Consider the following 22,083-nt stretch of genomic DNA (forward strand, 5'->3'; position numbering starts at 1 on the left):
GCATGACGCGCAGACAGGCGTGGGGTCTTTTCTGGCTCCTCGCAGCTGCCGTCATTGCATGGCTGGTCTTTGCCGTCTGGCCGGACTGGCTGAACGCCATCCTGATTTCCAAGAAGGCATTCGTCAGCGCCATCCTCAACGGCATCACCCTGGCTGGCCTTTATTTCCTGGTCGCCAGCGGCTTTACCCTGATCTTCGGCCTGATGCGCAACGTCAACCTGGCGCATGGCTCGCTCTATCTGCTTGGCGCCTATATCGGCTATGAGGTGGCGAACCGCACCGGCTACTGGCTGCTGGGTGTCGCCGCGGGCTTTATCGTTCTGGCCCTTGTCGGCGTCGTCATGCAGATCTTCGTCTTCCGGCGACTGGAAGGCGACGACCTTCGCCAGACCCTGGTCAGCATCGGTATCTCGATCGTCGCCGCCGACCTGATGCTGGCGGTCTGGGCCGGCGGCACCTATCAGATCCCGGTGCCGGAATGGCTCGACGGTGCACTGACCTTACCGGTGGTCACGGCCGTGCGGTCTAACGGCGTCTCGGTGTTTCTCACCTACCCGCTTTATCGCGTCGTCGTGCTGGCGGCTGCGATCGTTATCGGCATCGGCCTTTGGCTGATGCTGCACAAGACGCGCGTCGGCATGATGGTCCGCGCCGGCGTCGACGACCGCGCCATGCTGTCGGCCTCGGGCGTCAACGTACACGCGGTCTTTGCTATCGTCTTTGCCGTCGGCGCCGGGCTTGCCGGCTTTGCCGGCGTCGTCGGCGGCTCGGCATTGTCGGTTGCGCCCGGCGAGGACGTCCGCTATCTCCTGGCCTCGCTCGTCGTCGTCATCGTCGGCGGCATGGGTTCGATTACCGGTGCTGCAATCGGCGCGCTGCTGATCGGCCTCGCCGAACAGATCGGCCTCGTCTATTTCCCGACCTACGGCATCGTGCTCACCTTCGTCATCATGGTGGTAGTGCTGTCGGTGCGGCCGCAAGGCATCATGGGGAAAGCGCGATGAGCCTGACCGTCGCCGTAGGCGCCGCGCCTCGACAGAACTGGCTGGAGAAGCTCGGCGCCGGTCACATCATCCTTGCCGTAGCATTGGTTCTCTACCCGCTGGTGGCATCCGATTTCTTCCTGACGCAGATCGGCGGTTATTCGCTGATCTTCGGCATGCTCGCACTGTCGCTGATGATGCTGGCCGGCTATGGCGGTATGGTCAGCCTTGCCCAGATCACTGTCGCCGGCATCGCCGCCTATGCCATCGCCATCCTCGGCGAGAACAATTCGAACGTGCTCGGCCTCGGCTGGCCGTGGTGGATCGCAGCACCCTTCGCCATTCTGGCAGCTGCGGTGGCATCGGCGCTGATCGGCTGGATCTCGGTGCGCACCGAAGGCATCTATACCATCATGATCACGTTGGCGATCGCCACCGCGACCTTCTATTTCGCCCAGCAAAACTACGCGATCTTCAACGGCCATTCCGGCTATGCCGGCATTCGCGCGCCGGTGTTCTGGGGCGTCAACTGGCGCGACCCGAAGGCCTTCTATTATCTCTGCCTGGGTTCGGCGGTGCTGTCCTACGCGGGGATACTCTACGGCGCCCGCTCGACCTTCGGCATGACCGTGCAGGCAATCCGCGACAATCCGCGTCGCATGCGCGCGCTCGGCTATCACGTCACCGCACACAAGGTCTTCGCATGGTTCCTGGCCGGCATCATTGCCGGTGTCGCAGGCGTGCTTTTGGTCTGGTTCAATGGGCGCGTTTCACCCGGCACGATCGGCGTCGATGCAGCCATCGACGTGCTGATCATCGCCGTCATCGGCGGTTTGCGCCACCCGATCGGGCCTTTTCTCGGCGCGCTCGTCGTTGTCCTGATGCAGACCTTTGCCATCGACCTTGTCGGAGCCGAGCGTTTCAACACGCTGATCGGGCTGATGTTCCTGGTGATCGTCTTCATCTCGCCGGATGGAATTCTTGGGTTGTGGGGGAGGATCAGACCGCAGCTAGCTCAGGAGTCCTTGCGTTCCGGTCCGTGACGCCGGAGCGGAATGAACTGCATCAATCAATCAAAGGGAGGAAAAAATGAGAATACATCGACGCACACTGCTTGCGCTGGCGCTTGCCACCGGGCTGACAGCTCCGTCTCTGGCGCTAGCCGCCGACGACACGATCAAGATCGGCCTGCTCGCCACTTTCGAGGGACCGTTCACGGTGCTCGGCGAAGACGGCGAGCGCGGCGCGAAGACGGCGCTCGACGAGGTCAGCGGCATGGTTGCCGGCAAGAAGATCGAAATCGTCAAAGGCTCGTCCGACGCTTCACCTGATAGCGCCGTGCGCGCTGCGCGCAAGCTGGTCGAGCAGGATGGTGTCAAGGTTTTGGTCGGCCCGCTTTCGGGCGATGAGGGCCTCGCCGTCAAGGACTATGCCAAGACCCAGCCGACCGTGACCTTCATCAATGGCACCTCGGCGGCGCAGGACACGACGCTGCGCAATCCGGCGGAAAACTTCTTCCGCTTCTCGACCGACGGCGCGCAGTGGATGGCGGGTCTCGGCACCTATGCCTTCAACGACAAAGGCTACAAGCGGGTCGCTACGGTCGCCGAGGACTATTCTTTCCCGTATACGCAGGTCTTCGGCTTCATGGCCGAGTTCTGCAAGGCAGGCGGCAAGGTGCCGTCCAAATCCTGGGTGCCGATCGGCAACAAGGATTTTTCTTCGGTTATCGCGGCCATTCCCGATGACGTCGATGCAATCTACGTCGCGCTTGGCGGCGCCGACGCCGTGAACTTCCTGACCCAGTATCAGCAGGGCGGCGGCGCGGCCCCCTTGATTGGTGGCTCGATCACCGTCGACCAGACGGTGCTGACCTCGAAGGGCAAGCTGCGCGACGTGCTGGTCGGCACGCCTTCCGCCGGACCAACCGCCGACACCAACGACGCGCCTAGTTGGAAAACTTTCGTCGAAGCCTACAAGAAGCAGCCAGGTGCCTTTCCCTCGCCGTCGCTCTTCGCCCACGGCTATTACGTCAACATGAAGGCGACATTGCTCGGTCTCGAACAGGTCGGCGGCGATGTCTCCGATGGCGGCGCCAAACTGCGTGACGCACTCTCGAAACTGTCTTTCGACACGCCGACCGGCAAGGTGTCACTGGACAAGAACCGCAACGCGATTGCCGACATCTACCTGACCGAGGTGACCGAGGGGCCGGACGGCAATCTTTTGAACAAGCTCGTCAAAGTCGTGTCGCAGGTCAACCAGACGCTGGGCATTCCCGAAGACGAGTTCACCAAGCTTGGGGCTGTCAGCCGCGACAATCCGAGCTGCCCGTAACCGCGTGGCTTGCGAATATATCCGCCCGTGACCGAAACTCTTGCCGCGAACCGTCTCCAAAGCTCCGGCGCCTTTGCGCTGGAACTCGATGGCGTTGCGCGGCATTTCGGCGCTTTGGTGGCGCTCTCCGGCATTGATATGAGGATCGCGGCTGGCGAGCGGCGCGCGGTTCTCGGGTCTAACGGCGCCGGCAAGACCACGCTGTTCAATGCAGTGACCGGCGATTTCCTGCCGACGGCTGGCCGCATCCGCTTCTTCGGCGAGGACATCACCGACTTGCCGCCGCATGAACGCATCCGGCGGGGCTTGCGGCGGACCTACCAGATCTCGCAGCTGTTCAAAGGCTTGTCGGTTCTCGACTCGATCTTTCTCGCTTGCCGCGGCGTCTCACGCCGACGGTTCTCGCTGCTCCGCCCAAAGGCCACCGACGTCAACATGGTGCAGGCGGAATCGATCCTCAATGCCGTGCATCTCGAGGCCTATCGCGACCTGCTGGTGGCGACACTCAGCCATGGCCAGCAGCGGCAGTTGGAGATCGCGCTGGCGCTGGCCGGCGCGCCACGCTTCATCCTGTTCGACGAGCCGGCGGCCGGCCTGTCGCCGACCGAGCGCCGCGACTTGGTGGCGATCCTCAATGCGCTGCCCAAGCATATCGGCTATATTATCATCGAGCACGATCTGGATGTCGCGCTGCGCGTTTCGGAATATGTGTCGATGATGCACAACGGCCGTCTGTTCAAGGAAGGCACGCCGCAAGAGATCGAGGCCGACCCGGAGGTCCAGGAGATCTATCTCGGGGGCAAGCATGGCTGAGCGCCCCGTTCCCCTCGGCCGAACGCTCCCTTCTGGCCCAGCCTCTTCCGGCAAAATAGGCAAGGCGATCCTCAAAATAGAGGATCTGCAGGTCTATTACGGCGAAAGCCATGCCCTTCAGGGCGTCTCGCTGGCGCTGGAAAGCGGCGTGCTGTCGGTGGTCGGCCGCAACGGCATGGGCAAGTCGACGCTCTGCAACACCATCGTCGGCCTGAAGCGCGCGCGCTCCGGCTCGATCCGCGTCGACGGCCGCGAGATCACTGCGCTCGAACCGCACGAGATCCATCGCCTCGGCGTCGGTTATGTGCCGCAAGGGCGGCGCGTCTGGCCAAGCCTGAGCGTTGATGAGCATCTCCGTCTCGCTGCCGGCAATCGGCGCGATGCGAGTTGGACCGTCGAACGCATCTACCAGACATTTCCGCGCCTCGCCGAGCGCCGCACCAATGGCGGCTCGCAGCTCTCCGGCGGCGAACAGCAGATGCTTGCTATCTCGCGTGCCCTGCTCAGCGACCCGAAGCTGCTGGTCATGGACGAGCCGACCGAAGGCCTTGCGCCGATCATTGTCGACCAGGTTGAGCGGATGCTCGTCACCCTGGCCGAGGAAGGTGAGATGGCGATCCTCGTCATCGAGCAGAATATCGGCGTGGCGACCGCTGTTTCCAACCAGGTCGCCATCATGGTCAACGGCCGCATCAATCGGCTGATGGACGCGGCAGCGCTCGCGGCAGACCGGGAATTGCAGCAACGGCTGCTTGGTGTCGGACGCCATGCCGACGAGACGTCCGTCACGCCGGCAGCCGCGGCACAGGCGAAGGACCAGTTGGCTGAAGTCTACCGCATCGACCGGACAGCTACCGGTTCCGAACCGATGACCCAGAATGGAACCTACCTTCCGGTCACCGAACTGCCCAACCGCTGGAACGTGCCGGTCACGGCCATGCGGCAAGCGGCTATCGAGAAGGCCGCGCCACAGGACGATTTGAAGAAGGTCTTTGCAATTCCTTTCGCCGAACGCATTGGAAGAACAGTGCTAGTCGCGGGCACTTTCGATACCAAGGGCAAGGAGTTGCGGTTCGTCGCCGACCGGCTGAAGTCCCTCGGCATTCCGGTTCGCACCGTCGACCTCTCCACCTCCGGAAAACCGTCGAGCGCCGACGTTCCCGCCATGCAGGTGGCCGGAATGCATATGCGGGGATCGGCGGCCGTTTTCACCAATGATCGCGGCGGCTCGGTGAGCGCTATGGCGGAAGCCTTCGCGCGCTGGATCGAGCGCGAGCCGCGCATTGGCGGCGTCATCTCGGCCGGCGGCTCCGGCGGCACCACGCTGGCAACAGCAGGCATGCGCGTGCTGCCCGTCGGTATCCCCAAACTGATGGTGTCGACCGTGGCAGCCGGCGATGTCGCCAAATATGTCGGCGGCGCGGACATCATGATGTTCCATTCGGTTGCCGACGTTCAGGGGCTGAACTCGATCACCGAACAGGTGCTGTCAAATGCGGCGCATGCGATGGCGGGCATGGTCGCGCAGCTGCCCAATGCCGAAGCCTGGGAAGCCAGGCGCAAGCTGGCGCGCCCGGCTGTCGGCATCACCATGTTCGGTGTCACGACGCCGGCGGTGCAGGCGGTAACCAGGCGGCTCGAAGCCGACTACGACTGTCTCGTGTTCCACGCGACCGGCATCGGCGGACGGGCAATGGAGAACCTCGGCGATTCGCGGCTGCTCTCGGCTTTCCTTGATCTGACTACCACGGAGGTGGCCGACATGATCGTCGGCGGTGTGTTCCCGGCGACTGAAGACCGCTTTGGCGCCGCAATCCGTACCGGCTTGCCCTATGTCGGCTCAACCGGCGCGCTGGACATGGTCAATTTCGGCCCGCGCGACAGCGTGCCGGAGAAATTTCGAAGCCGCAAATTCGTCATCCACAATCCGAACGTCACGCTGATGCGGACAACCCGCGACGAGAACCGCGCCTTTGGCGAATGGATCGGTGCGCGGCTCAATGCCATGAATGGCCCGGTGCGGTTCCTGTTGCCGGAGGGCGGTGTCTCGATGCTCGATGCAGCAGGCCAGCCGTTTCACGATCCGGAGGCCGACAACGCCCTGTTCGAGGCGATCGAGAAGACCGTTCGCCAGACGCCGCAGCGCCATCTCGAGCGTGTGGGTGCGAACATCAATGACGCGCTCTTCGTCGATGCGGCGGTCAATGCGTTCCGCGCGATCACGCCAAAACTGCAGAGGCGAGCATAATGGCTTCGAGCAGGCGCAATTGTAAAATCGGTGCCGGTAGCCTGTGGCTGACCGCATTCTATTTGGGAGGGTAGAAAAGATGGCCGCGCAGACCTTGGGCGCTTTCCTTTTGTGGCTGATCATTGCCGCGATCGTGGTGGTGATCGCCGTCTACATACTGCGATGGCTTTATCGCCGGTCGACCAAGGAGACGGCGTTTGTGCGCACCGGCTTCATGGGCGAGAAGGTGGTGGTAAACGGTGGCGCTTTCGTCATTCCGGTGCTGCACGAGATCACGCCGGTCAACATGAACGTCCTGCGCATCGAAGTGCGCCGCGAGGATGCCTTTGCGCTGATCACCAAGAACCGCATGCGCGTTGATCTGGTCGCAGAGTTCTTCGTCCGTGTCGGCGCCGGCCGCGATCTGGTCGCCGCCGCAGCCCAGACGCTCGGGCGCCGCACGCTGCAGCCCGACAGCCTGCGCGAATTGCTGGAGGGCAAGTTCGCCGGTGCCATGCGCACCGTTGCCGCCCAGATGACGCTGGAAGAGATGCACGAGCTGCGCGGCGACTATGCGGCCAGGGTCCGGCAGCTTGCCTCGGAATCGCTCGCCGCCAACGGGCTGGAGCTGGAAAGCGTCGCCATCGTCGACCTCGACCAGACCAGCCTCGAATATTTCGATCCGTCCAATGCCTTCGACGCCGAAGGCCTCACCCAACTGACGGAATCGATCGAGACGCGCCGCAGGATGCGCAACGAGATCGAGCAGCGCACGCTGGTCGACATCCGCAACCAGAACCTCGACACCCAGCGCAAGGTGCTGGAGATCGACCGCGACACCGAATACGCCCGCCTCGAGCAGGAGCGCGAGGTCGAGATACGTCGCGCCTCGCAGCGCTCCGAACTCGCCAGGGAGCGGGCGATCCGCGACCAGGAGGCCGAGCAGGCGCAACTGTCGGCGCGCGAGGCCGTCGAGAAATCGCGCCTCAACCAGGAGCGCAACATTACCGAGGAGCGCATCAAGAGCGAGGAAGACACGCAGCGCCGCGAGATTGCGCGCCGCCGCGCCCTCGATGAGACGGAAATGAAAATGCGCGAACTGACCGAGCGCGAGCAGATCGCGCTAGAGCTCGCCCTGGAAAAGGCCAGGATCGAACGCGAAGGCACGCAGAGCGAGCTCGAGATCGAGCGCAGGAAAGCCCTCGAAATCGCCGAGCTCGAACGCCAGATCGCGCTGGCGGAAAAGGCATTGGAGGTTACCAGGGCCGAGGCGGAAAAGCGCCGCGCCGAAATTGTCGAGAACCAGGCGACCGAAACAGCGCGGATCGGGCAGGAGCGTGCCATCGACGAGGTCAGGATTGCACGCGAGCGTCACCTCGAGGCGCTGCAGATCGCCAAGCGCCAGGCTTTCGAGGAAGCCGAAATATCGGCCGGCGAAGAGGTCGAGCGCGCTCGCATCACCACCGAGCGCGGCATCGAGGAGGCGCGGCTGATCAAGGACCGCGACATCCGCCAGCTCGGCGTCGAGCGCGACCAGAAGATCGAGATAGCCGAAATCCAGAAGGCCATCGACATCGCCAAAAAGACGCAGGAGCGTTCCTCCGCTATCGCGGCATCCGAGGCGGTGCGCGCCAAGGCCATCCAGGCTGAGGAGCAGGCCTTCACGGCGCGCGAGCGCGAGATCGCCGAGCGCCGCAAGCTGACCGACTTGATCGGTGCGGCTCGCGAGGCCGAGCGCGAGGCCTTGCGCATAACCGCGGCCGCAGATGCCGAGATGAAGGCGGCCAAGAGCCTGGCCGAAGCGCAGAAGATCGCCGCTGTTGCCGCGGCCGAGGCGGAGAAGATCCACGCCCTTGCGGCGGCCCAGCGCTACGAGGTTGATGCCGCCGGCCATCGTCAGCTCAACGAGGCCGACAATCTGCTCTCCAACGAGGCTCGTGCCGGTCGCCTGCGCGGCAAGTTGCTCGACCACATGGAAGGCATCATCCGCGAAAGCGTCAAGCCGATGGAGAAAATCGACGGCATCAAGATCCTGCACGTCGACGGCATCAATGGCGGGCAGGGCGGCAACCGCAACGTCACCGACGAGGTGATCGATTCGGCGCTGCGCTACCGGGTCCAGGCGCCGATGATCGATAATCTGATGAAGGAGATCGGCATCGAGGGCGGCTCGCTCGGCCGCATGACCGACGTGCTGCGCGATGCCAAGGACATATCGAGCCTGACCCGCGACAAGAAAGGCAAAGGCAAGGTCAGCAAGGACGACGATGACGACCGCGACCGCTGACCAGGTCCGGTGGGCGGTGTGCTGTGCGAATGAGTGGCGATGCCTCGGCACCGGCCGCTCGTTCGATGCGGGCGGTGGGGCATGACCAAGGTCTATGTGTCCTCGGTCATCCCTGCGCCGGCTGCGGAAGTCTGGAAGCTCGTGCGCAACTTCAACGGCCTTCCCGCCTGGGCGCCATTCGTTGCGGAGAGCCGCGTCGAACAGAACGCACCGGCCGACCAGATCGGCTGCATCCGCAACTTTGTGCTCAGGGATGGCGGGCGGATTCGCGAAAAATTGCTGGCACTGTCCGACTACGATCTGTCGTGCAGTTACGCTATCCTGGAAAGCCCGATGGCGGTGGAGAATTATATCGCCACGCTGTCGCTGACGCCGATCACCGACGGCAATCTCACTCTGGCCGAATGGGAGGCGGAGTTCGACTGTGCGCCTGAGCGCGAAGCAGCACTTATGCATCAGATCGGCACCGGCGTCTTCCAGGCGGCGTTGAGCGCACTCAAGCAGCGCTTCGGGCGCTGACATTCCCGCGATGGTTCAAGTCCGCCAGAGCACCATCATCGATGCGCCGATCGATGATGTCTGGTCGATTCTGCGCGATTTCAACGGCCATGAACGCTGGCACCCGGCGATCTCGTTCAGCGAAATCGAAGGTGGCGACCCGGTCGATGCGGTCGGTTCGGTTCGTCATTTCCGCCTGGCCGATGGCGGCGAGTTGCGCGAACAACTGCTGGCGCTGTCCGACAAGGACTTTCGGCTCGCCTATTGCCTTCTCGAAGCGCCGCTGCCGCTGATGGGTTATGTCGCATCGATCCAGCTGAAGCCGGTGACCGACGGCAACGCGACCTTCTGGGAATGGCGTTCCGAATTCCATCCACCTACGCACCGCCGCGACGAACTGGTCAAGCTCGTCTCCGAAGGCATTTATCAGGCCGGCTTCGCGGCGATCCGCAGCCTTTTGCGAGGAAGGGTTCTGTCTGCCAAGGCAAGAGCGCCAACGCCGGCACCTCCGTCAGCCCCGCCGCTGATCGCTTCGCCGGTCTCTTCCGCAACAACATCGTTCGGCCAGTCAGCAACAACCAGGGCTATTGTGGTCGAGCGCTATGGCGGTCCGGAGGTGCTGCAACTCAAGGAGATCGGCTTGCCGCCGCCGGCGCCGAACGAGGTGCGGATCCGCCATACTGTGATCGGCGTCAACTTCATCGACGTCTATTGCCGCACCGGCTATTTCGACCTTTTGCAACCACCGGGCGTGCCTGGCATGGAGGCAGCCGGCGTCGTCGAAGCGGTCGGTTTGGAGATTGCCGGTTTCTCGGTCGGCGACCGCATCGCCTATGCCTGCCCGCCGGTCGGCGCTTATACCGAGCGGCGCAACGTGGCGCCCGATCTGCTGGTTCGCCTGTCCGACGATATTCCCGACGAGATTGCGGCCGCGGGTCTGCTCAAGGGCGTCAGTGCGAGTTTTTTGCTGCATGATGTCCATGCGGTGCAGCCGGGCTCCGTCGTTCTCGTCCATGCCGGCGCCGGCGGCATCGGCCAGCTTCTGGTGCAATGGGCACGCCATCTCGGCGCAACGGTCATTGCAACGGTGTCGAGCGACGACAAGGCGCGCATCGTCGAACGCCTCGGTGCCCATCATGTCATCGTCTACTCGCGTGAGAATTTCACTGAGGCCGTCATGCGGCTGACGGGAGGCGTCGGCGCCGATGTGGTCTACGATGCGGTCGGCCAGGATACGTTCGGCGGCTCGCTGGCGGCGCTCCGCATTCGCGGTCACCTCGTCAGTTTCGGTCAGGCGTCAGGGCCGATCGGCAATTGGGACATCGGCCGCTTTGCATCGAAGTCGATCACCGTATCGCGTCCCAACTATGCGCATTACACCGACACGCCGGAAAAACTAGCCCCGCACGTCGAGCGTTTCTTTGCCGCGCTGCGACAGCGCGTCGTCAGGATCGAACCGCCCAAGCGCTATAACCTATCCGACGCCGGCGATGCTCACCGCGACCTTGAGGCCAGGCGGACAATAGGCGCATTGGTGCTGGTGCCATAGCCGACACTCGTCGAAACAGATGTTGACAATGTCATCTGTTGTTGCGAGGCGTTCAGCCTCGAATTTGACGGCCGGGTGGGACAATGGACGACCTTGGAGCACAGGAACAAGCGGTTCTCGACCTCATTGCGGCGAACCCATTCGCCGGCCAGCAGGACATAGCAACGGCGCTCGGCATCGCCCGCTCGACGGTCGCGGCCCACATCGTGCAACTCGTCAACAAGGGCTATATTCTCGGCCGTGGTTACGTCTTGCCGACGTCCAAGCGCATGGTCTGCGTCGGCGGCGCGGTGCTCGACCGCAAATACCACGCCAAGAAGGATCTGATTTTCGAGACGTCGAACCCGGTCGACGGTTATCGCAGCTTCGGAGGGGTCGCCCGCAACGTAGCCGAAAACCTTGCCCGCCTCGGCGTCGACATAAGCTTCGTCTCGATCGTCGGCGACGATGAAACCGGCCGCTCGCTGGTGCGGCACCTGCGCGATCTTGGCGCCGATGTCAGCCAGGTCATCACCACCACGGAACGGCCGACGGCGGAATATGCCGCCATCCTCGACCGCAACAATGATCTGGTGCTCGGCATTGCCGACATGGAGATCTTCGATCTGTTTTCGTCGTCCTATCTCGACCGCTTCTGGCCGCATCTGGCTTCGGCGACATGGGTGTTCATCGACTGCAATCTGCCGGCTTCGACCATCGCAGCACTGATCTCGCGCAAGCAGGGCGCGCGCTTCAAGCTCGCCGTCGACACAGTCTCGTCGCCGAAATCAGCGCGCCTGCCTAAGGATCTGACCGGCATCGACCTTCTGTTCACCAACCATGACGAGGCCAATACGATGCTCGGCATGACGGATGCCGACAAGCGGCTAACGCCGAAGGAAGCAGCAGCAGCGCTGCGCGCGGCCGGCGCCAGCACGGTGATCGTAACCGCAGGCGCGCATGAATTTGCCGTTGCGACCGAGAGCGGTGTTACGACGATGCGCTCCGTCCCGGCGCAGGCCGTCGACATCACCGGCGCCGGTGACGCGATGATCGCTGGCACTTTGTACAAGGTGCTTTCGGATGATCCGGTAGCTCATGCCGTCCGCACCGGCGCACTGCTCGCCACGCTGACCACGGAGAGCGAATCCAGCGTCCACCCCGATCTATCGCCGCGCTTCCTTGCCGCCGGCATGTACCGCATTCCTGCCTGAAAGCGAGATGATGAAACCTTCCCTTGTCCACCTGAACGATGAAGTCGCTACCGCGCTTGATGAAGGCCGCGCGGTGGTGGCACTGGAATCGACGATCATCACCCACGGCATGCCCTATCCGGCCAATCTGGAGACGGCCCGCGACGTCGAAACCGTGGTACGCGAGAACGGCGCCGTGCCCGCCACGATCGCAGTGGTCGCCGGCAAGATCAAGGTTGGCCTCGACGACCGTGAACTGGAAGAGTTGGCAGCGGCAAAGGGCGTGGTCAAGGCTTCCGGGCGCGATCTCGCCGCCATCATGGTGCACGGCGGCTCGGCCGGAACCACCGTCTCGGCGACGATGCGGATCGCGGCACTCGCCGGCATCGGCATTTTTGCGACCGGCGGCGTCGGCGGCGTGCATCGCGGCGCCGAAGCGACTTTCGACATCTCGGCCGACCTGGCCGAACTCGGCCAAACCGGCACGACTGTCGTCTGCGCCGGAGTCAAGTCGATCCTCGATATTGCGAAGACGCTGGAATATCTGGAAACCCAGCGTGTGCCGGTGATCGCCTATGGGAGTGATGATTTTCCGGCTTTCTACACCCGCTCCAGCGGGCTCAAGGCCGATCATCGCCTCGATACCCCCGACGAGATCGCGCGAGCCATGCTGCTGCATGACGAGATGGAATCCGGCACCGGCATTCTCGTCGCCAACCCTATCCCCGAAGCGGACGCGCTCGATCCGGCATTCATCGACGGCACGATCGCAGCGGCGGTAGCCGAAGCGGAGCAGCGCGGCATCGGGCGCAAGGAACTGACGCCGTTTCTGCTCGCCCGCATCAACGAGCTTTCGCAAGGCCGCAGCCTGAAGGCCAACATCGCGCTGGTCCGCAACAACGCCGCGCTCGCCGCCCGCATCGCGGTGGTGCATGCGAAATTGAAGGGCGTGACCAGATAGAGGCAGCACCCGGCCAGCGCTACCGGCCTTCGATTTCAGCCCGTCGCAAGGTCGAAGATGCGCCCGGCATTGAGGATGTTGTTCGGGTCGAAGGCTGCTTTCAGGCGCCGCATGGCCGCAATCTCTGCATCGCTGCGCACCAGATGCAGCCACTCCTTCTTGTCAAGGCCGATGCCATGTTCGGCCGAAACGCCGCCGCCGGCGGCGGCCACACCGCGGTAGACGGTGCCGTATGCGGCTGCCGGATCCACCGTGCGGATCTGGTAATGCAGATTGCCATCGCCGAGATGGCCGAAGACGTAGATGTCGGCGCCGGGGTCGACGGCCTTGATGGCGGCTTCTGTTTCGTCCAGGAAAGTCGCCATTCTCGCCAGTGGGATGCTGATATCGACGCCAATCAGGCCTGCCATCGAAAACAGGAAACGGTTGGCCTCCTCCCGCACCGCCCAGAGCGCCCGGAATTCGCGCGGCGATTGCGAGACGACCACGTCGTCGATCACGCCCTCCTCGACCGCCTGCATCAGCGTCGCGGCAAAGCGTTCGCCGTCGCGGTCGGGCTCGCTGCCCTGTATCTCGGCAAGCACATAGACGGGCGAGCCCGCGGGCAGCGGCGCCGGCGCGTCCATGCCGGCGATCATGGCGCCATAGAGCGGGGCGAAATTCACCTCATAGGCCGAGAGCGAGGGCCCGAGTTTCTGCCTGAGCAGCGCCAGCAGCGCGATTGCAGCGTCGAGCGAAGCAAGCGCGCAGAAGGCGTTGATCTCGGTGGCCGGCTTCGGGTGCAGCCGCAGGCATGCGCGGGTGACCACGCCGAGCGTGCCCTCACTGCCGATGAACAATTGGCTGAGGTCATAGCCGGAATTGTCCTTCGCCAAACCCTTGAGCGAGGTCAGGATGCCGCCGTCGGCAAGCACCGCTTCCAGGCCAAGCACCTGCGCCCGGTACATGCCGTAGCGCAGCACGCGGATGCCGCCGGCATTGGTGGCGACATTACCGCCGACGGTCGCCGCGCCGCGCGCTCCGATGTCGACGCCGAACAGTAAGCCGGCCGCATCGGCGGCTTCCTGCACCGTTTGCAGCGGCGCGCCGGCCTCGGCGATGATGGTTGCCGCTTCACGGTCGAGGGCTTCAACGGAAGTCATACACTCCAGCGACAGCACCGCTTCGCCGGGTTGGACGCGAGCGCCGCCGGCGAGCCCGGTCCGGCCACCCTGGATGACAAGCCTCTGTCCGGCCTCGTTGCACAGGCGAAGTATGTCCGACACCTCGCCGGCCGTACGTGGACGCAGCACGAACTCCGGCGATACGCCGGCTTTGCCGTCGGGGTCTTCCCTGTAACGCGGCCCGGCCTCATCGGCCGAAACGATCGCCGACCGGTCCAGCCGCTTCTCCAGCCGCGACAGGAGTTCGCCGGTCAGTGGGGACAGAGCGCTCACGGATGGTGTCGTCATGCGCCGCTCCTGTAACAGGCAGACGATAGACACGGACTGCTGTTTGTCAAACCCACGCGGGACTGCCAGTCGTGGCCGGCCTTCAGCCTCGACCCTTCAAAAACTCGATCACCATTGCCGCGGTCCAGGTGAAACGGTTACCGCCGAGCGGCTCGCCGCTGAGGGGATCGTAATATTCGGCAAAGCCGCTCTCGGCGATCAGGTCGAGACTGGACTGGGTGATCCGTTGTGCGATTTGGCTGTGGCCGGCGGCGGCAAGGCCATTAGCGATCATGTAGTTGACCACCAGCCAGACCGGGCCGCGCCAGTAGCGCTTGGCGTCGAAGCGCGCATCGCCAGGATCGTGCGAGGGGACGATGTAACGCGCTTTGCCGGCGATGCGCTCGATCGTTGCGGCGATGGCCGCTGCCCGGCTTTCCGGAATAGCCGAAAACACCGGCAGAATGCCGCCGACCGACGCGCTGTCAACGTGCTTTCCGGCCACTCGGTCGAAACAAATGTACTGGCTATGTGTGTCGCTCCACAGCCGTTCCATCGTCGAAAGCCCGTTTTCGGCACGGGCGCGGTTGGCTTTTGCGATTTCGGTTTCGCCAAGTGCCTCGGCGAGATCGGCAAGATCGGCGGCGGAACGGATCAGAATGGCATTGAAGCCGGGATCGACGACCTGGAACGGCGAGGCATCGTGCAGCCTGGCATTATCCCAGCCAAGCCCGCGGAAATGCTGCAGCAGCCAGATATAGCGGTCATACTGTGCCTTGGTTGGACGATGCGCCGGATCGGCGTGCAGGATGTCGCGGCGGGTGTAGGGCTCGACGCCTTCGGTCGGCACGTGCTCAAACGCCTCGTCCCAGTCGATCGAGTTGTCGCGACCGGACTCCCATGGGTGGATTATGGCGACCAGCCCTTCGCCGTTCGGGTCGCGGTTTTCGTAGAACCAGCGGTGCCAGGCATCGATTTTCGGCAGCAACACCCGGGCACGCTCGGCCGCCAGCGTCTTGTCCTTGGCCTGGTCAAACAAGCGGCGCACGGCAAAGCCGGCGACCGCCGGCTGGGTGATGCCCGAGGTGGCGGTCGGGCGGTCCGTCCGCCAGACCTCCGGTCCCGGGAAATAGCCGTCGCTCCAGACATGGAAGACGATGTGCGGTACCATGCCGTCCGGCCACTGGTGGGCGAACAGCGTGTCGATCTCGGTCCAGGCTCGAGCCTCATCGTAGTGGGCAAGACCGAGCGCGGTCAGGCAGGAATCCCAGTTCCACTGGAACGGGTAGAGGCCCTTGGTCGGTATGGTGTAGGTGCCTTGGTCGTTTTCCCTGAGCACCTCTACGGCGCGGGCGATGGTTTCGTCGACAGCAAGAGATATCATGGGGGCGGTCGTACTTTCAGGATCGAAGGGCGTTTGGATCAAAGCGCGTTGGTGGTTTCGGGGTCGAACCAGCGGATGCGGTCGGGTTTGGGCAAGAGCCGCAGGTGATCGCCGACGGCGACCGTGGCATTCGATTCGAGGATGGCGCGGAACAGGCCGCCCTCGACATCGCAGGTGACCAGCGTGTGCGGTCCGAGCGGCTCGACAACGCGCACGGTGGCGTGCAGCCCTTCGGTGCCGGTGTCGACATCCTCGGGGCGAATGGCGAATTCTATCGTCTGCTTGTCCGATTTGGGGCCGGGCAGCGTCAGCCCGGCGACGGTCCAGCTGCCGTCTGCCGCCTTCGTCGCCAGGATGAAATTCATCGGCGGGTTGCCGATGAAGGAGCCGACGAAGCGTGCGGCCGGATTGCGATAGACCTCTACCGGCGAGGCGGCCTGGACGATATGGCCCTGATGCATGACGGCGATGCGGTCGGCGAGGCTCATCGCCTCGACCTGATCGTGAGTGACATAGATGGTGGTGGTCTTGGACGCGGCGAGCACGCCCTTGAGCTCGGCGCGCATTTCGAGCCGCAGCAGCGCATCGAGGTTCGACAGCGGCTCGTCCATCAGGATCACGTCCGGCTCCATCGCAAGTGCCCGAGCGACTGCCACGCGCTGGCGCTGGCCGCCGGAAAGCTGGCCCGAATAGCGCTTCAAAAGCTGCTCGATGTGCATGAGCTCCGCGGTGCGGTTGACGCGCCCCTCGACCTCCTGCTGCGGCAGCTTCTTCATGCGCAGGCCGAAGGCGATGTTCTCGAACACGGTCAGGTGCGGAAACACGGCGTAATTCTGGAACACCATGGCGATGCCGCGTTCGCGCGGCGGCAGATGGTCGACGCGACGGCCGCCGATCCAGACCTCGCCCTGGCTTGGCGTTTCCAGCCCGGCGACGATCCTCAGCAGCGTGGTCTTGCCGCAACCCGAGGCGCCAAGCAGCACCATGAATTCCTGGTCGGCGATGGTCAGGTCGATCGAATGCAGCGCGGTGAAGCCACCGAAACGTTTTGCGACCTGCTTGATGGCGATCTCAGCCATCGGCGTTCTCTTTTGTGCGCGTCATCGGTTGGCGATCCCCCACATGGCGAACAGATATTTGCGAACGGCGAAGATGAAGATCAGCGCCGGGATGACCAGTGCCGCGCCACCGGCGAATTTGAGGTAGAGCGGCGATTCGCCGAGGCTCTGCAGCAGGAAGGCGGTCAGCGTCCGGTTCTCGATGGTGAGCACGGCGGCGGCAAACACTTCGTTCCAGGAGATGGTGAAGGCAAATACCGCCGACGCCGCGATGCCCGGCAGCGCCAGCGGTAGAATGATTTTTCGGAATGCCTGCAATCTCGTGCAGCCGAGCGTCCAGGCCGCTTCCTCCAGCTCGACTGGAATGCCGGAGAAGAGCGAGAACGTGATCAGCACCGCGAATGGCAGCGCCAGCGTGGTGTGGACCAGCGCCAGCCCGATCGCGGTGTCGTCGAGGCCGGTGCGGATGAACATCACCGCCAGCGGTAGCGCCAGCAGCGGCAGTGGGAAGGCGCGGGTCATCAGCACGAGGAAACGGAACGTTTCCTTGCCCGGGAATTCGAAGCGCGACAGCGCGTAGCCCGCGGGTGCGCCGAAGCCGATCGAGAGGAGCATCGTCAGCGTGGCGACGAGAACGGAGTTCCACAGCGCCCTGGCGACGCCGGCGAAATTGATGAAGAAAGAAAGGCTGCCGAAATCGAATGACGGGAAGAAGCGCTTGGGAAAGGCGGTCACCTCTTCCGGCGACGACAGCGCGTTGACGATCAACAGATAGATCGGCAGCAGCACCCAGATGCAAAGCAGGATGACGGTGGCGACCAGCAACCAGTTGCCGGCTTTGCGGGCCTCAGGCGCGGCGATCGACAGCTCCACCGTGCTCATATCCGCGCCTCCTTCGGCACACGCAGCACCCGCAGGAAGAACAGCGTGAAACCGATCGATATGGCGAGGATGAACAGCGCCATGGCGGCGGCGACATTGCGGTCCTGCAGCGTGAACTGCCAATTGTAGGTCTCGCCCATCAGCACCGGCAGATTGGTGCCGCCGAGTGCTGCAACCACCGCAAAGACCTCAAAGGCAAGGATGACGCGCAGGATGATCGCCGTCTGCAGGCTGGGGCGCAGCAGAGGCAGCGTGATCTTGATGAAGCGCTTCCACGGACTAGCGCCAAAAACCTCCGCCGCCTCGTAATATTCCCGGGGGATGAGCCCCATGCCGGCGACCAGAATGACCATCATGATGGCGGTCGCACGCCAGATCTCGGCCAGCGCCACGGCGATGAAGATCGTCAGCTTGCTCTGGTAGCCGAGGAACATGACCGGCCTGTCGATGACGCCGAGATTGGAGAGCAAGGTGTTGAGGAAGCCGGACTGGTCGAAGATGGCGAGCCAGATCAGCCCAGCGGCGAGATCGGAGATGCCGAGCGGAATAGCGAAGATATAAAGCGCGGCGCTGCGCCCGGCCGCAAGTCGCGACACCATCGTTGCCATCAGCAGCGCCATGACCAGCTGGATGGGCACGACGACGGCGCTGAGAAGCAGCGTGTTGCGAACCGTGACCGGAAATTTCCAGCTGCTGGTCATGGTGCGGAAATTGTCGAGCGTAAAGCCGCCGTCGCGGGTGAACGCCTCGAAGGCGACCAGCGCAAACGGATAGAGGAAGAAGACGCAAAGGAACAGCGTCGCCGGCGTCAGCAGCAGATAGGGCAGGGCCTTGCCGTGCATGGAGCTCTCTCTATTCGAAGCTTCAAAAGGGGTGGGCGCCCGGCGCGCTGGAAATCCGGACGCCCGGGGAGGATTCTTAATCGACGGGACAGGCGCCTTGCGATGGTTTGTCGGGCGCCCAGCACGGCGCTTTCGCCTGGTCGATGATCGCCTTCAGCGCCGTCGCCTGTTCGTCGAGCACGCCGTGCACATCCTCGCCGCCGAGCACGATGCGCTCGAAGCTGTCGGTGTAGATCTGATTGAACTTGCCGCCGAGGCCGCCAAGTCCCATCGGCAGCAGCGCCGGCAGCGCATCCGGGGCTCCGGTCATGGTGGCGATCACTGGGCTGAAGGCCTTCACCGAGGCCGGCATGTCGTCGGGCAGCTTGACGTCGACGATGGGGAAGAAGTTTGTCGCCTTGAGCGTCGCGATCTGGGTTTCCGGTTTCAGCATATAGGCGACCAGTGCCTTGGCCTTGTCCATGTCGGGCGAGGTCTTCGGGATAGCGACGCCGGCGACCACCGGCATGTAGCCGCGGCCTGCCGGGCCGGCCGGCGCCGGGAAGGCGACGAAGTCATCGGGTTTCTGGTTGAAGGCGTCGGCGAGGCGCGCCACGTGATCGAATGCCACCCAGACTTCGCCGGTCAACAGCGGCTCCTGCATGAAGGCATAGTTGGTCGAATTCGGGTTGGTGTATTGCCACAATTCCTTGAACTTGTTCCACGCCGTCTCGGCCTCCGCCGAGCGAAACTTGGTCACCATCGAGCCGGTATACGATGGAAGGAGAAAACCCTCGAAGAAACGGTGCTTCAGCCCTTTCGGGCCGGCCGGAAAACCGAATTTGGGCGAACCGGTCTTTTCAGCGATGTTTTTCGCCCACTCGATCAGTTGGTCATAAGTGATGGTGTTGAGATCGGTGCCGGCCGGCAGATATTGCAGCGCCTGCTTGCTGGCCGCCATCAGAAAGGTGGCCTGCATCCATGGCAGGTACTTCTGCTCGCCGGTGCCGAGCATGCCGAGCTTCTTGTAGGTCTCGTTGACCTTGACGCCACCGAGATCGACGCCAGAGAGATCGACAAGGTCCGCGCCGACGGTGGAGAAGTCTCCGTGCAGGCCGCCGAGCACGCCTATGGTGCCGGAGCCGGCCTGCAGTTCGGCCTGAAGGCGGGTGAGCCAGGGCCCGTCCTCGGCGACCTGATAGTCGACCTGGCCGTCAAACCCCTTCAGCACTTCGCTGCGCATCTTCTGTGTCTCTTCCACTGGTCGCGCCTGTGTCGACCAGAACAACACCTGCTGGGCTTGCGCTGCGCCGGCAGCGAGCGACAGCGCCAGCACGGCGCCGGCCAATATCCGCAAAGCATTCATCGTCATCTTCCTCCCTGGGTTGCGCCGCGAAGCGGGCGTCAGTTCTGTCTTGTGGGTGCCGGGCCATGGCTTGCCCGCGAGACAAGTGTCGGCCGGACCAGCCGCGTCAGTGGCGCGTCCGGCCTGTTGCCGATGACGGTCAGCAGCATCTCGCCGATCTCGCGCGCGCACTGGCGGATCGAGGCGTCGAAAGTGGTTAGCCCCGGCGGCGCATAGGCTGAGGCGGCTATGTTGTCGAAGCCGATCACCGAAAGGTCGCGAGGAATGGCAAGGCCGGCTCGGGCAGCCTCTTCCATCACCGTCAGCGCCAGCTCGTCGAACAGCGCGACAATGGCCGTCGGCCGCTCGGTGGCGTGCAGTAGCCGGTTGATTGCATGGATGCGGGCACCGCGATCGAACCGCGGTGCCGTCGCCACATCGAGCCTGACCGTCGGATCGCCTCGGCGGGCGATCGCGGCAGCGAGCCCATCCTGCCTGAGATGGCGAAACGTCATCGGCTCGGAAATCGTCACCAGGCCGAAATGGCGGTGTCCGAGATCGTAGAGCATGTCGAAGGCCTCGCCGAATGCGTGCGCGCCATCGGTATCGAGCCAATGATAGGCAAAGTCACCGTCGAGCAGCCGGCCATGCGCGACGAACGGAAAATTGCGTTGACGCAGATAGGTAAGCCGCTCGTCGACCTCGGCGATGCGGGTGACGACGACCCCATCGGCGCGTCCGGATTCGACAACATGGCGAAGCACGGAAAGTTCCGACTGGCCCTGCGCCGCTGCGGCCAGGATCAGGTCGGAACCGTGCGAAACCAACCCTTCGCCGAGCCCGGTGACGAATTCGCCGAGGAAGGAATCGACCAGATTGGGGCCGCGGATCGGCAGCACCATGCCGACAAAACCGCTGCGGCCGGAGACTAGCGTGCGGGCTGCCGTGTTCGGCACATAGCCGGCCCGGCGCGCGGCCTCGGTGACACGTTGGCGCGTTTTCAATGCGATCTGCTCGTGGCCGGCAAGGGCGCGCGAAACGGTGGTGATCGACAGGCCGAGCTGTGCGGCTAGTTCCTTGAGGGTGGTAACGCGGCCCGGCATCGTTCCTCTCGAACGAAGTTTGAAACGTTTGTAATCAGTCCAAGCGAAATTGCAAACGTTTTAAATGCGCGCGATCGGTGTTGCGTCTTGCCCGTTGGTTCGCGCGGCCCTGTTCGGCCCCGGGCCGGCAAGCTTCCGGACGGAGATTTAAACGCAGCGGTTGCTTGACTCGGACGGCGCCTTGTGAAAAATTTTACAGCAACTGATAAAAATATCAAAGGGCGGAAATGGTTGGTTTTGGCAACGGCCTGCTGCGCGACGACGAGACCGGGATGGCAGCCCGCGCTGCCTGGCTTCACTATGCCGGCGGCCTGACCCAGTCGGAAGTCGCCAAGCGGCTCGGCCTGACCAGCCTCAAGGCGCACCGCCTCATCACCAAGGCCAATCAGGAGGGCCTGGTCAAAGTCTATATCGATGGCGAAGTCTCAGAATGCGTGGAACTCGAGGACGAGTTATCCGGCCGTTACGGCCTCGACTATTGCGAGGTGGTCCCGGACTTCGATGCCGAAGACCTGCCGCTCAAGGCGCTCGGCATTGCCGGCGCGCAGTTTCTCAAGCGCGAGATCGAACGCGGCGAGGAGGCGCTGATAGGCGTCGGCCACGGCCGCACGCTTGCCGCCTGCGTCGAATATCTGCCGCGCATATCGGCCGGCAGGATCCGTTTCGTTTCGCTGCTTGGCGGCCTGACGCGCAAGTTCTCCGCCAATCCGCATGACGTCATCCACCGCGTCGCCGAACGGACCGGCGCGGAGGCCTATGTGATGCCGGTGCCGATGTTCGCCAACACGGTCGAGGATCGAACGGTGCTGCTCGGGCAGAAGGGCGTCAGCGATGTCTTCGACCTCGCCAAGACCGCCGACTTGCTCATTGCCGGCATTGGCACCGCCGAGCGTGAGGCCTCGCTTGTCGCCACCGGCATGATCGAAAAGGGCGAGATGGAGGAGATCCGCCGCAACGGCGGCGTCGGCGAACTGCTCGGCCATTTCTTCGACGATGCTGGAAAGGCCGTCGCGACGACGCTTTCCGACCGGGCGCTGGCACTGGCGCGCGAAGACATCAGCAACCGCAGGATTGTCGCCGTCGCCGGCGGCAAGGTGAAGGTTCGCGCCATCAAGTCAGTGCTGGAGGGCCGCTATCTCAAAGGCCTGATAACCGACGAGCGGACGGCGCGATCGCTCGTGGAACAGACGCCGGTCGGGTAGCCGGCAACCATTTCGTTGAAACTACCCTGTG

General features: G+C 63.7%; 18 protein-coding genes. 11 read left to right on the forward strand and 7 right to left on the reverse strand.

All coding sequences use genetic code 11. From position 1 onward, the window contains the following. The first annotated feature begins 2 nt into the window (after window positions 1–2). From NKH71_RS18715 to NKH71_RS18760, 10 genes are all read left to right on the forward strand, one after another. Entirely contained in the window at window positions 3–1,004 is a 1,002-nt protein-coding gene (locus tag NKH71_RS18715; protein WP_023716705.1) for a branched-chain amino acid ABC transporter permease, read from the forward strand. Further along, window positions 1,001–2,026: a branched-chain amino acid ABC transporter permease gene (locus NKH71_RS18720; RefSeq protein WP_352493953.1), complete on the forward strand. Its 1,026-nt coding sequence runs from the start codon at window positions 1,001–1,003 to the stop codon at window positions 2,024–2,026. The genes NKH71_RS18715 and NKH71_RS18720 overlap by 4 nt, the downstream gene beginning before the upstream one ends. A 46-nt stretch (window positions 2,027–2,072) precedes the next feature. After that, window positions 2,073–3,320 carry an ABC transporter substrate-binding protein gene (locus NKH71_RS18725; RefSeq protein ID WP_352493954.1) on the forward strand — a complete coding sequence of 416 codons (1,248 nt, stop codon included), beginning with the start codon at window positions 2,073–2,075 and terminating at the stop codon, window positions 3,318–3,320. Between the two features lie 27 nt (window positions 3,321–3,347). After that, complete coding sequence (locus NKH71_RS18730; RefSeq protein WP_352493955.1) at window positions 3,348–4,133, forward strand: ABC transporter ATP-binding protein; 786 nt, start codon at window positions 3,348–3,350, stop codon at window positions 4,131–4,133. Continuing rightward, window positions 4,126–6,381, forward strand: coding sequence for an ABC transporter permease (locus NKH71_RS18735; RefSeq protein WP_352895251.1), 2,256 nt, complete (start codon window positions 4,126–4,128; stop codon window positions 6,379–6,381). Before NKH71_RS18730 ends, NKH71_RS18735 begins: the two co-directional genes overlap by 8 nt. Window positions 6,382–6,460: 79 nt before the next feature. After that, on the forward strand, window positions 6,461–8,647 hold the full coding sequence (locus NKH71_RS18740) for a flotillin family protein (protein ID WP_352856087.1): 2,187 nt from the start codon (window positions 6,461–6,463) through the stop codon (window positions 8,645–8,647). An 81-nt stretch (window positions 8,648–8,728) separates the two neighbouring features. Beyond that, window positions 8,729–9,166, forward strand: coding sequence for an SRPBCC family protein (locus tag NKH71_RS18745; RefSeq protein WP_023716711.1), 438 nt, complete (start codon window positions 8,729–8,731; stop codon window positions 9,164–9,166). A 10-nt stretch (window positions 9,167–9,176) separates the two neighbouring features. Further along, window positions 9,177–10,694, forward strand: a complete 1,518-nt coding sequence (locus NKH71_RS18750; RefSeq protein WP_352856084.1) for a zinc-binding dehydrogenase — start codon at window positions 9,177–9,179, stop codon at window positions 10,692–10,694. Between the two features lie 83 nt (window positions 10,695–10,777). Beyond that, window positions 10,778–11,887 carry a carbohydrate kinase gene (locus NKH71_RS18755; protein ID WP_352895252.1) on the forward strand — a complete coding sequence of 370 codons (1,110 nt, stop codon included), beginning with the start codon at window positions 10,778–10,780 and terminating at the stop codon, window positions 11,885–11,887. Between the two features lie 10 nt (window positions 11,888–11,897). Further along, window positions 11,898–12,827: a pseudouridine-5'-phosphate glycosidase gene (locus NKH71_RS18760; RefSeq protein WP_352791018.1), complete on the forward strand. Its 930-nt coding sequence runs from the start codon at window positions 11,898–11,900 to the stop codon at window positions 12,825–12,827. A 35-nt stretch (window positions 12,828–12,862) separates the two neighbouring features. Here the strand turns inward: NKH71_RS18760 and NKH71_RS18765 are convergent, their stop codons facing one another. The 7 genes from NKH71_RS18765 to NKH71_RS18795 form a co-directional block, all read right to left on the reverse strand. Then, window positions 12,863–14,278, reverse strand: coding sequence for an FAD-binding oxidoreductase (locus NKH71_RS18765; protein ID WP_352493960.1), 1,416 nt, complete (start codon window positions 14,276–14,278; stop codon window positions 12,863–12,865). Between the two features lie 82 nt (window positions 14,279–14,360). Beyond that, window positions 14,361–15,641 carry an amylo-alpha-1,6-glucosidase gene (locus NKH71_RS18770; protein WP_023716716.1) on the reverse strand — a complete coding sequence of 427 codons (1,281 nt, stop codon included), beginning with the start codon at window positions 15,639–15,641 and terminating at the stop codon, window positions 14,361–14,363. A gap of 38 nt (window positions 15,642–15,679) precedes the next feature. Beyond that, entirely contained in the window at window positions 15,680–16,720 is a 1,041-nt protein-coding gene (locus tag NKH71_RS18775) for an ABC transporter ATP-binding protein (RefSeq protein WP_023716717.1), read from the reverse strand. Window positions 16,721–16,741: 21 nt separating this feature from the next. After that, a complete protein-coding gene (locus NKH71_RS18780) occupies window positions 16,742–17,581 on the reverse strand; it encodes a carbohydrate ABC transporter permease (protein WP_352493961.1) in 840 nt (279 codons plus the stop codon). Beyond that, the gene (locus tag NKH71_RS18785; protein ID WP_023716719.1) at window positions 17,578–18,423 is read right to left on the reverse strand and encodes a carbohydrate ABC transporter permease; all 846 of its coding nucleotides are present in this window, start codon (window positions 18,421–18,423) and stop codon (window positions 17,578–17,580) included. Before NKH71_RS18785 ends, NKH71_RS18780 begins: the two co-directional genes overlap by 4 nt. Before the next feature lie 76 nt (window positions 18,424–18,499). After that, on the reverse strand, window positions 18,500–19,774 hold the full coding sequence (locus NKH71_RS18790) for an ABC transporter substrate-binding protein (protein ID WP_352895253.1): 1,275 nt from the start codon (window positions 19,772–19,774) through the stop codon (window positions 18,500–18,502). A 32-nt stretch (window positions 19,775–19,806) separates the two neighbouring features. Next, window positions 19,807–20,850, reverse strand: a complete 1,044-nt coding sequence (locus NKH71_RS18795) for a LacI family DNA-binding transcriptional regulator (RefSeq protein ID WP_352493963.1) — start codon at window positions 20,848–20,850, stop codon at window positions 19,807–19,809. 227 nt (window positions 20,851–21,077) lie between these two features. On the opposite strand from NKH71_RS18795, the gene NKH71_RS18800 reads away from it, so the two are divergent. Next, on the forward strand, window positions 21,078–22,052 hold the full coding sequence (locus NKH71_RS18800) for a sugar-binding transcriptional regulator (RefSeq protein WP_023716722.1): 975 nt from the start codon (window positions 21,078–21,080) through the stop codon (window positions 22,050–22,052). Window positions 22,053–22,083: the final 31 nt, after the last annotated feature.

Source organism: Mesorhizobium sp. M0983, assembly GCF_040318975.1.
In the GTDB taxonomy this organism is placed as follows: domain Bacteria; phylum Pseudomonadota; class Alphaproteobacteria; order Rhizobiales; family Rhizobiaceae; genus Mesorhizobium.

Excerpts from the sequence above, each read along its gene's own strand:
- NKH71_RS18795 (WP_352493963.1), bottom strand. The coding sequence starts at position 20,850 with ATGCCGGGCCGCGTTACCACCCTCAAGGAACTAGCCGCACAGCTCGGC.
- NKH71_RS18755 (WP_352895252.1), top strand. The coding sequence starts at position 10,778 with ATGGACGACCTTGGAGCACAGGAACAAGCGGTTCTCGACCTCATTGCG.
- NKH71_RS18770 (WP_023716716.1), bottom strand. The coding sequence starts at position 15,641 with ATGATATCTCTTGCTGTCGACGAAACCATCGCCCGCGCCGTAGAGGTG.
- NKH71_RS18740 (WP_352856087.1), top strand. The coding sequence starts at position 6,461 with ATGGCCGCGCAGACCTTGGGCGCTTTCCTTTTGTGGCTGATCATTGCC.
- NKH71_RS18800 (WP_023716722.1), top strand. The coding sequence starts at position 21,078 with ATGGTTGGTTTTGGCAACGGCCTGCTGCGCGACGACGAGACCGGGATG.
- NKH71_RS18785 (WP_023716719.1), bottom strand. The coding sequence starts at position 18,423 with ATGCACGGCAAGGCCCTGCCCTATCTGCTGCTGACGCCGGCGACGCTG.
- NKH71_RS18790 (WP_352895253.1), bottom strand. The coding sequence starts at position 19,774 with ATGACGATGAATGCTTTGCGGATATTGGCCGGCGCCGTGCTGGCGCTG.
- NKH71_RS18750 (WP_352856084.1), top strand. The coding sequence starts at position 9,177 with ATGGTTCAAGTCCGCCAGAGCACCATCATCGATGCGCCGATCGATGAT.
- NKH71_RS18760 (WP_352791018.1), top strand. The coding sequence starts at position 11,898 with ATGAAACCTTCCCTTGTCCACCTGAACGATGAAGTCGCTACCGCGCTT.
- NKH71_RS18725 (WP_352493954.1), top strand. The coding sequence starts at position 2,073 with ATGAGAATACATCGACGCACACTGCTTGCGCTGGCGCTTGCCACCGGG.
- NKH71_RS18780 (WP_352493961.1), bottom strand. The coding sequence starts at position 17,581 with ATGAGCACGGTGGAGCTGTCGATCGCCGCGCCTGAGGCCCGCAAAGCC.
- NKH71_RS18775 (WP_023716717.1), bottom strand. The coding sequence starts at position 16,720 with ATGGCTGAGATCGCCATCAAGCAGGTCGCAAAACGTTTCGGTGGCTTC.
- NKH71_RS18720 (WP_352493953.1), top strand. The coding sequence starts at position 1,001 with ATGAGCCTGACCGTCGCCGTAGGCGCCGCGCCTCGACAGAACTGGCTG.
- NKH71_RS18715 (WP_023716705.1), top strand. The coding sequence starts at position 3 with ATGACGCGCAGACAGGCGTGGGGTCTTTTCTGGCTCCTCGCAGCTGCC.
- NKH71_RS18765 (WP_352493960.1), bottom strand. The coding sequence starts at position 14,278 with ATGACGACACCATCCGTGAGCGCTCTGTCCCCACTGACCGGCGAACTC.
- NKH71_RS18735 (WP_352895251.1), top strand. The coding sequence starts at position 4,126 with ATGGCTGAGCGCCCCGTTCCCCTCGGCCGAACGCTCCCTTCTGGCCCA.
- NKH71_RS18745 (WP_023716711.1), top strand. The coding sequence starts at position 8,729 with ATGACCAAGGTCTATGTGTCCTCGGTCATCCCTGCGCCGGCTGCGGAA.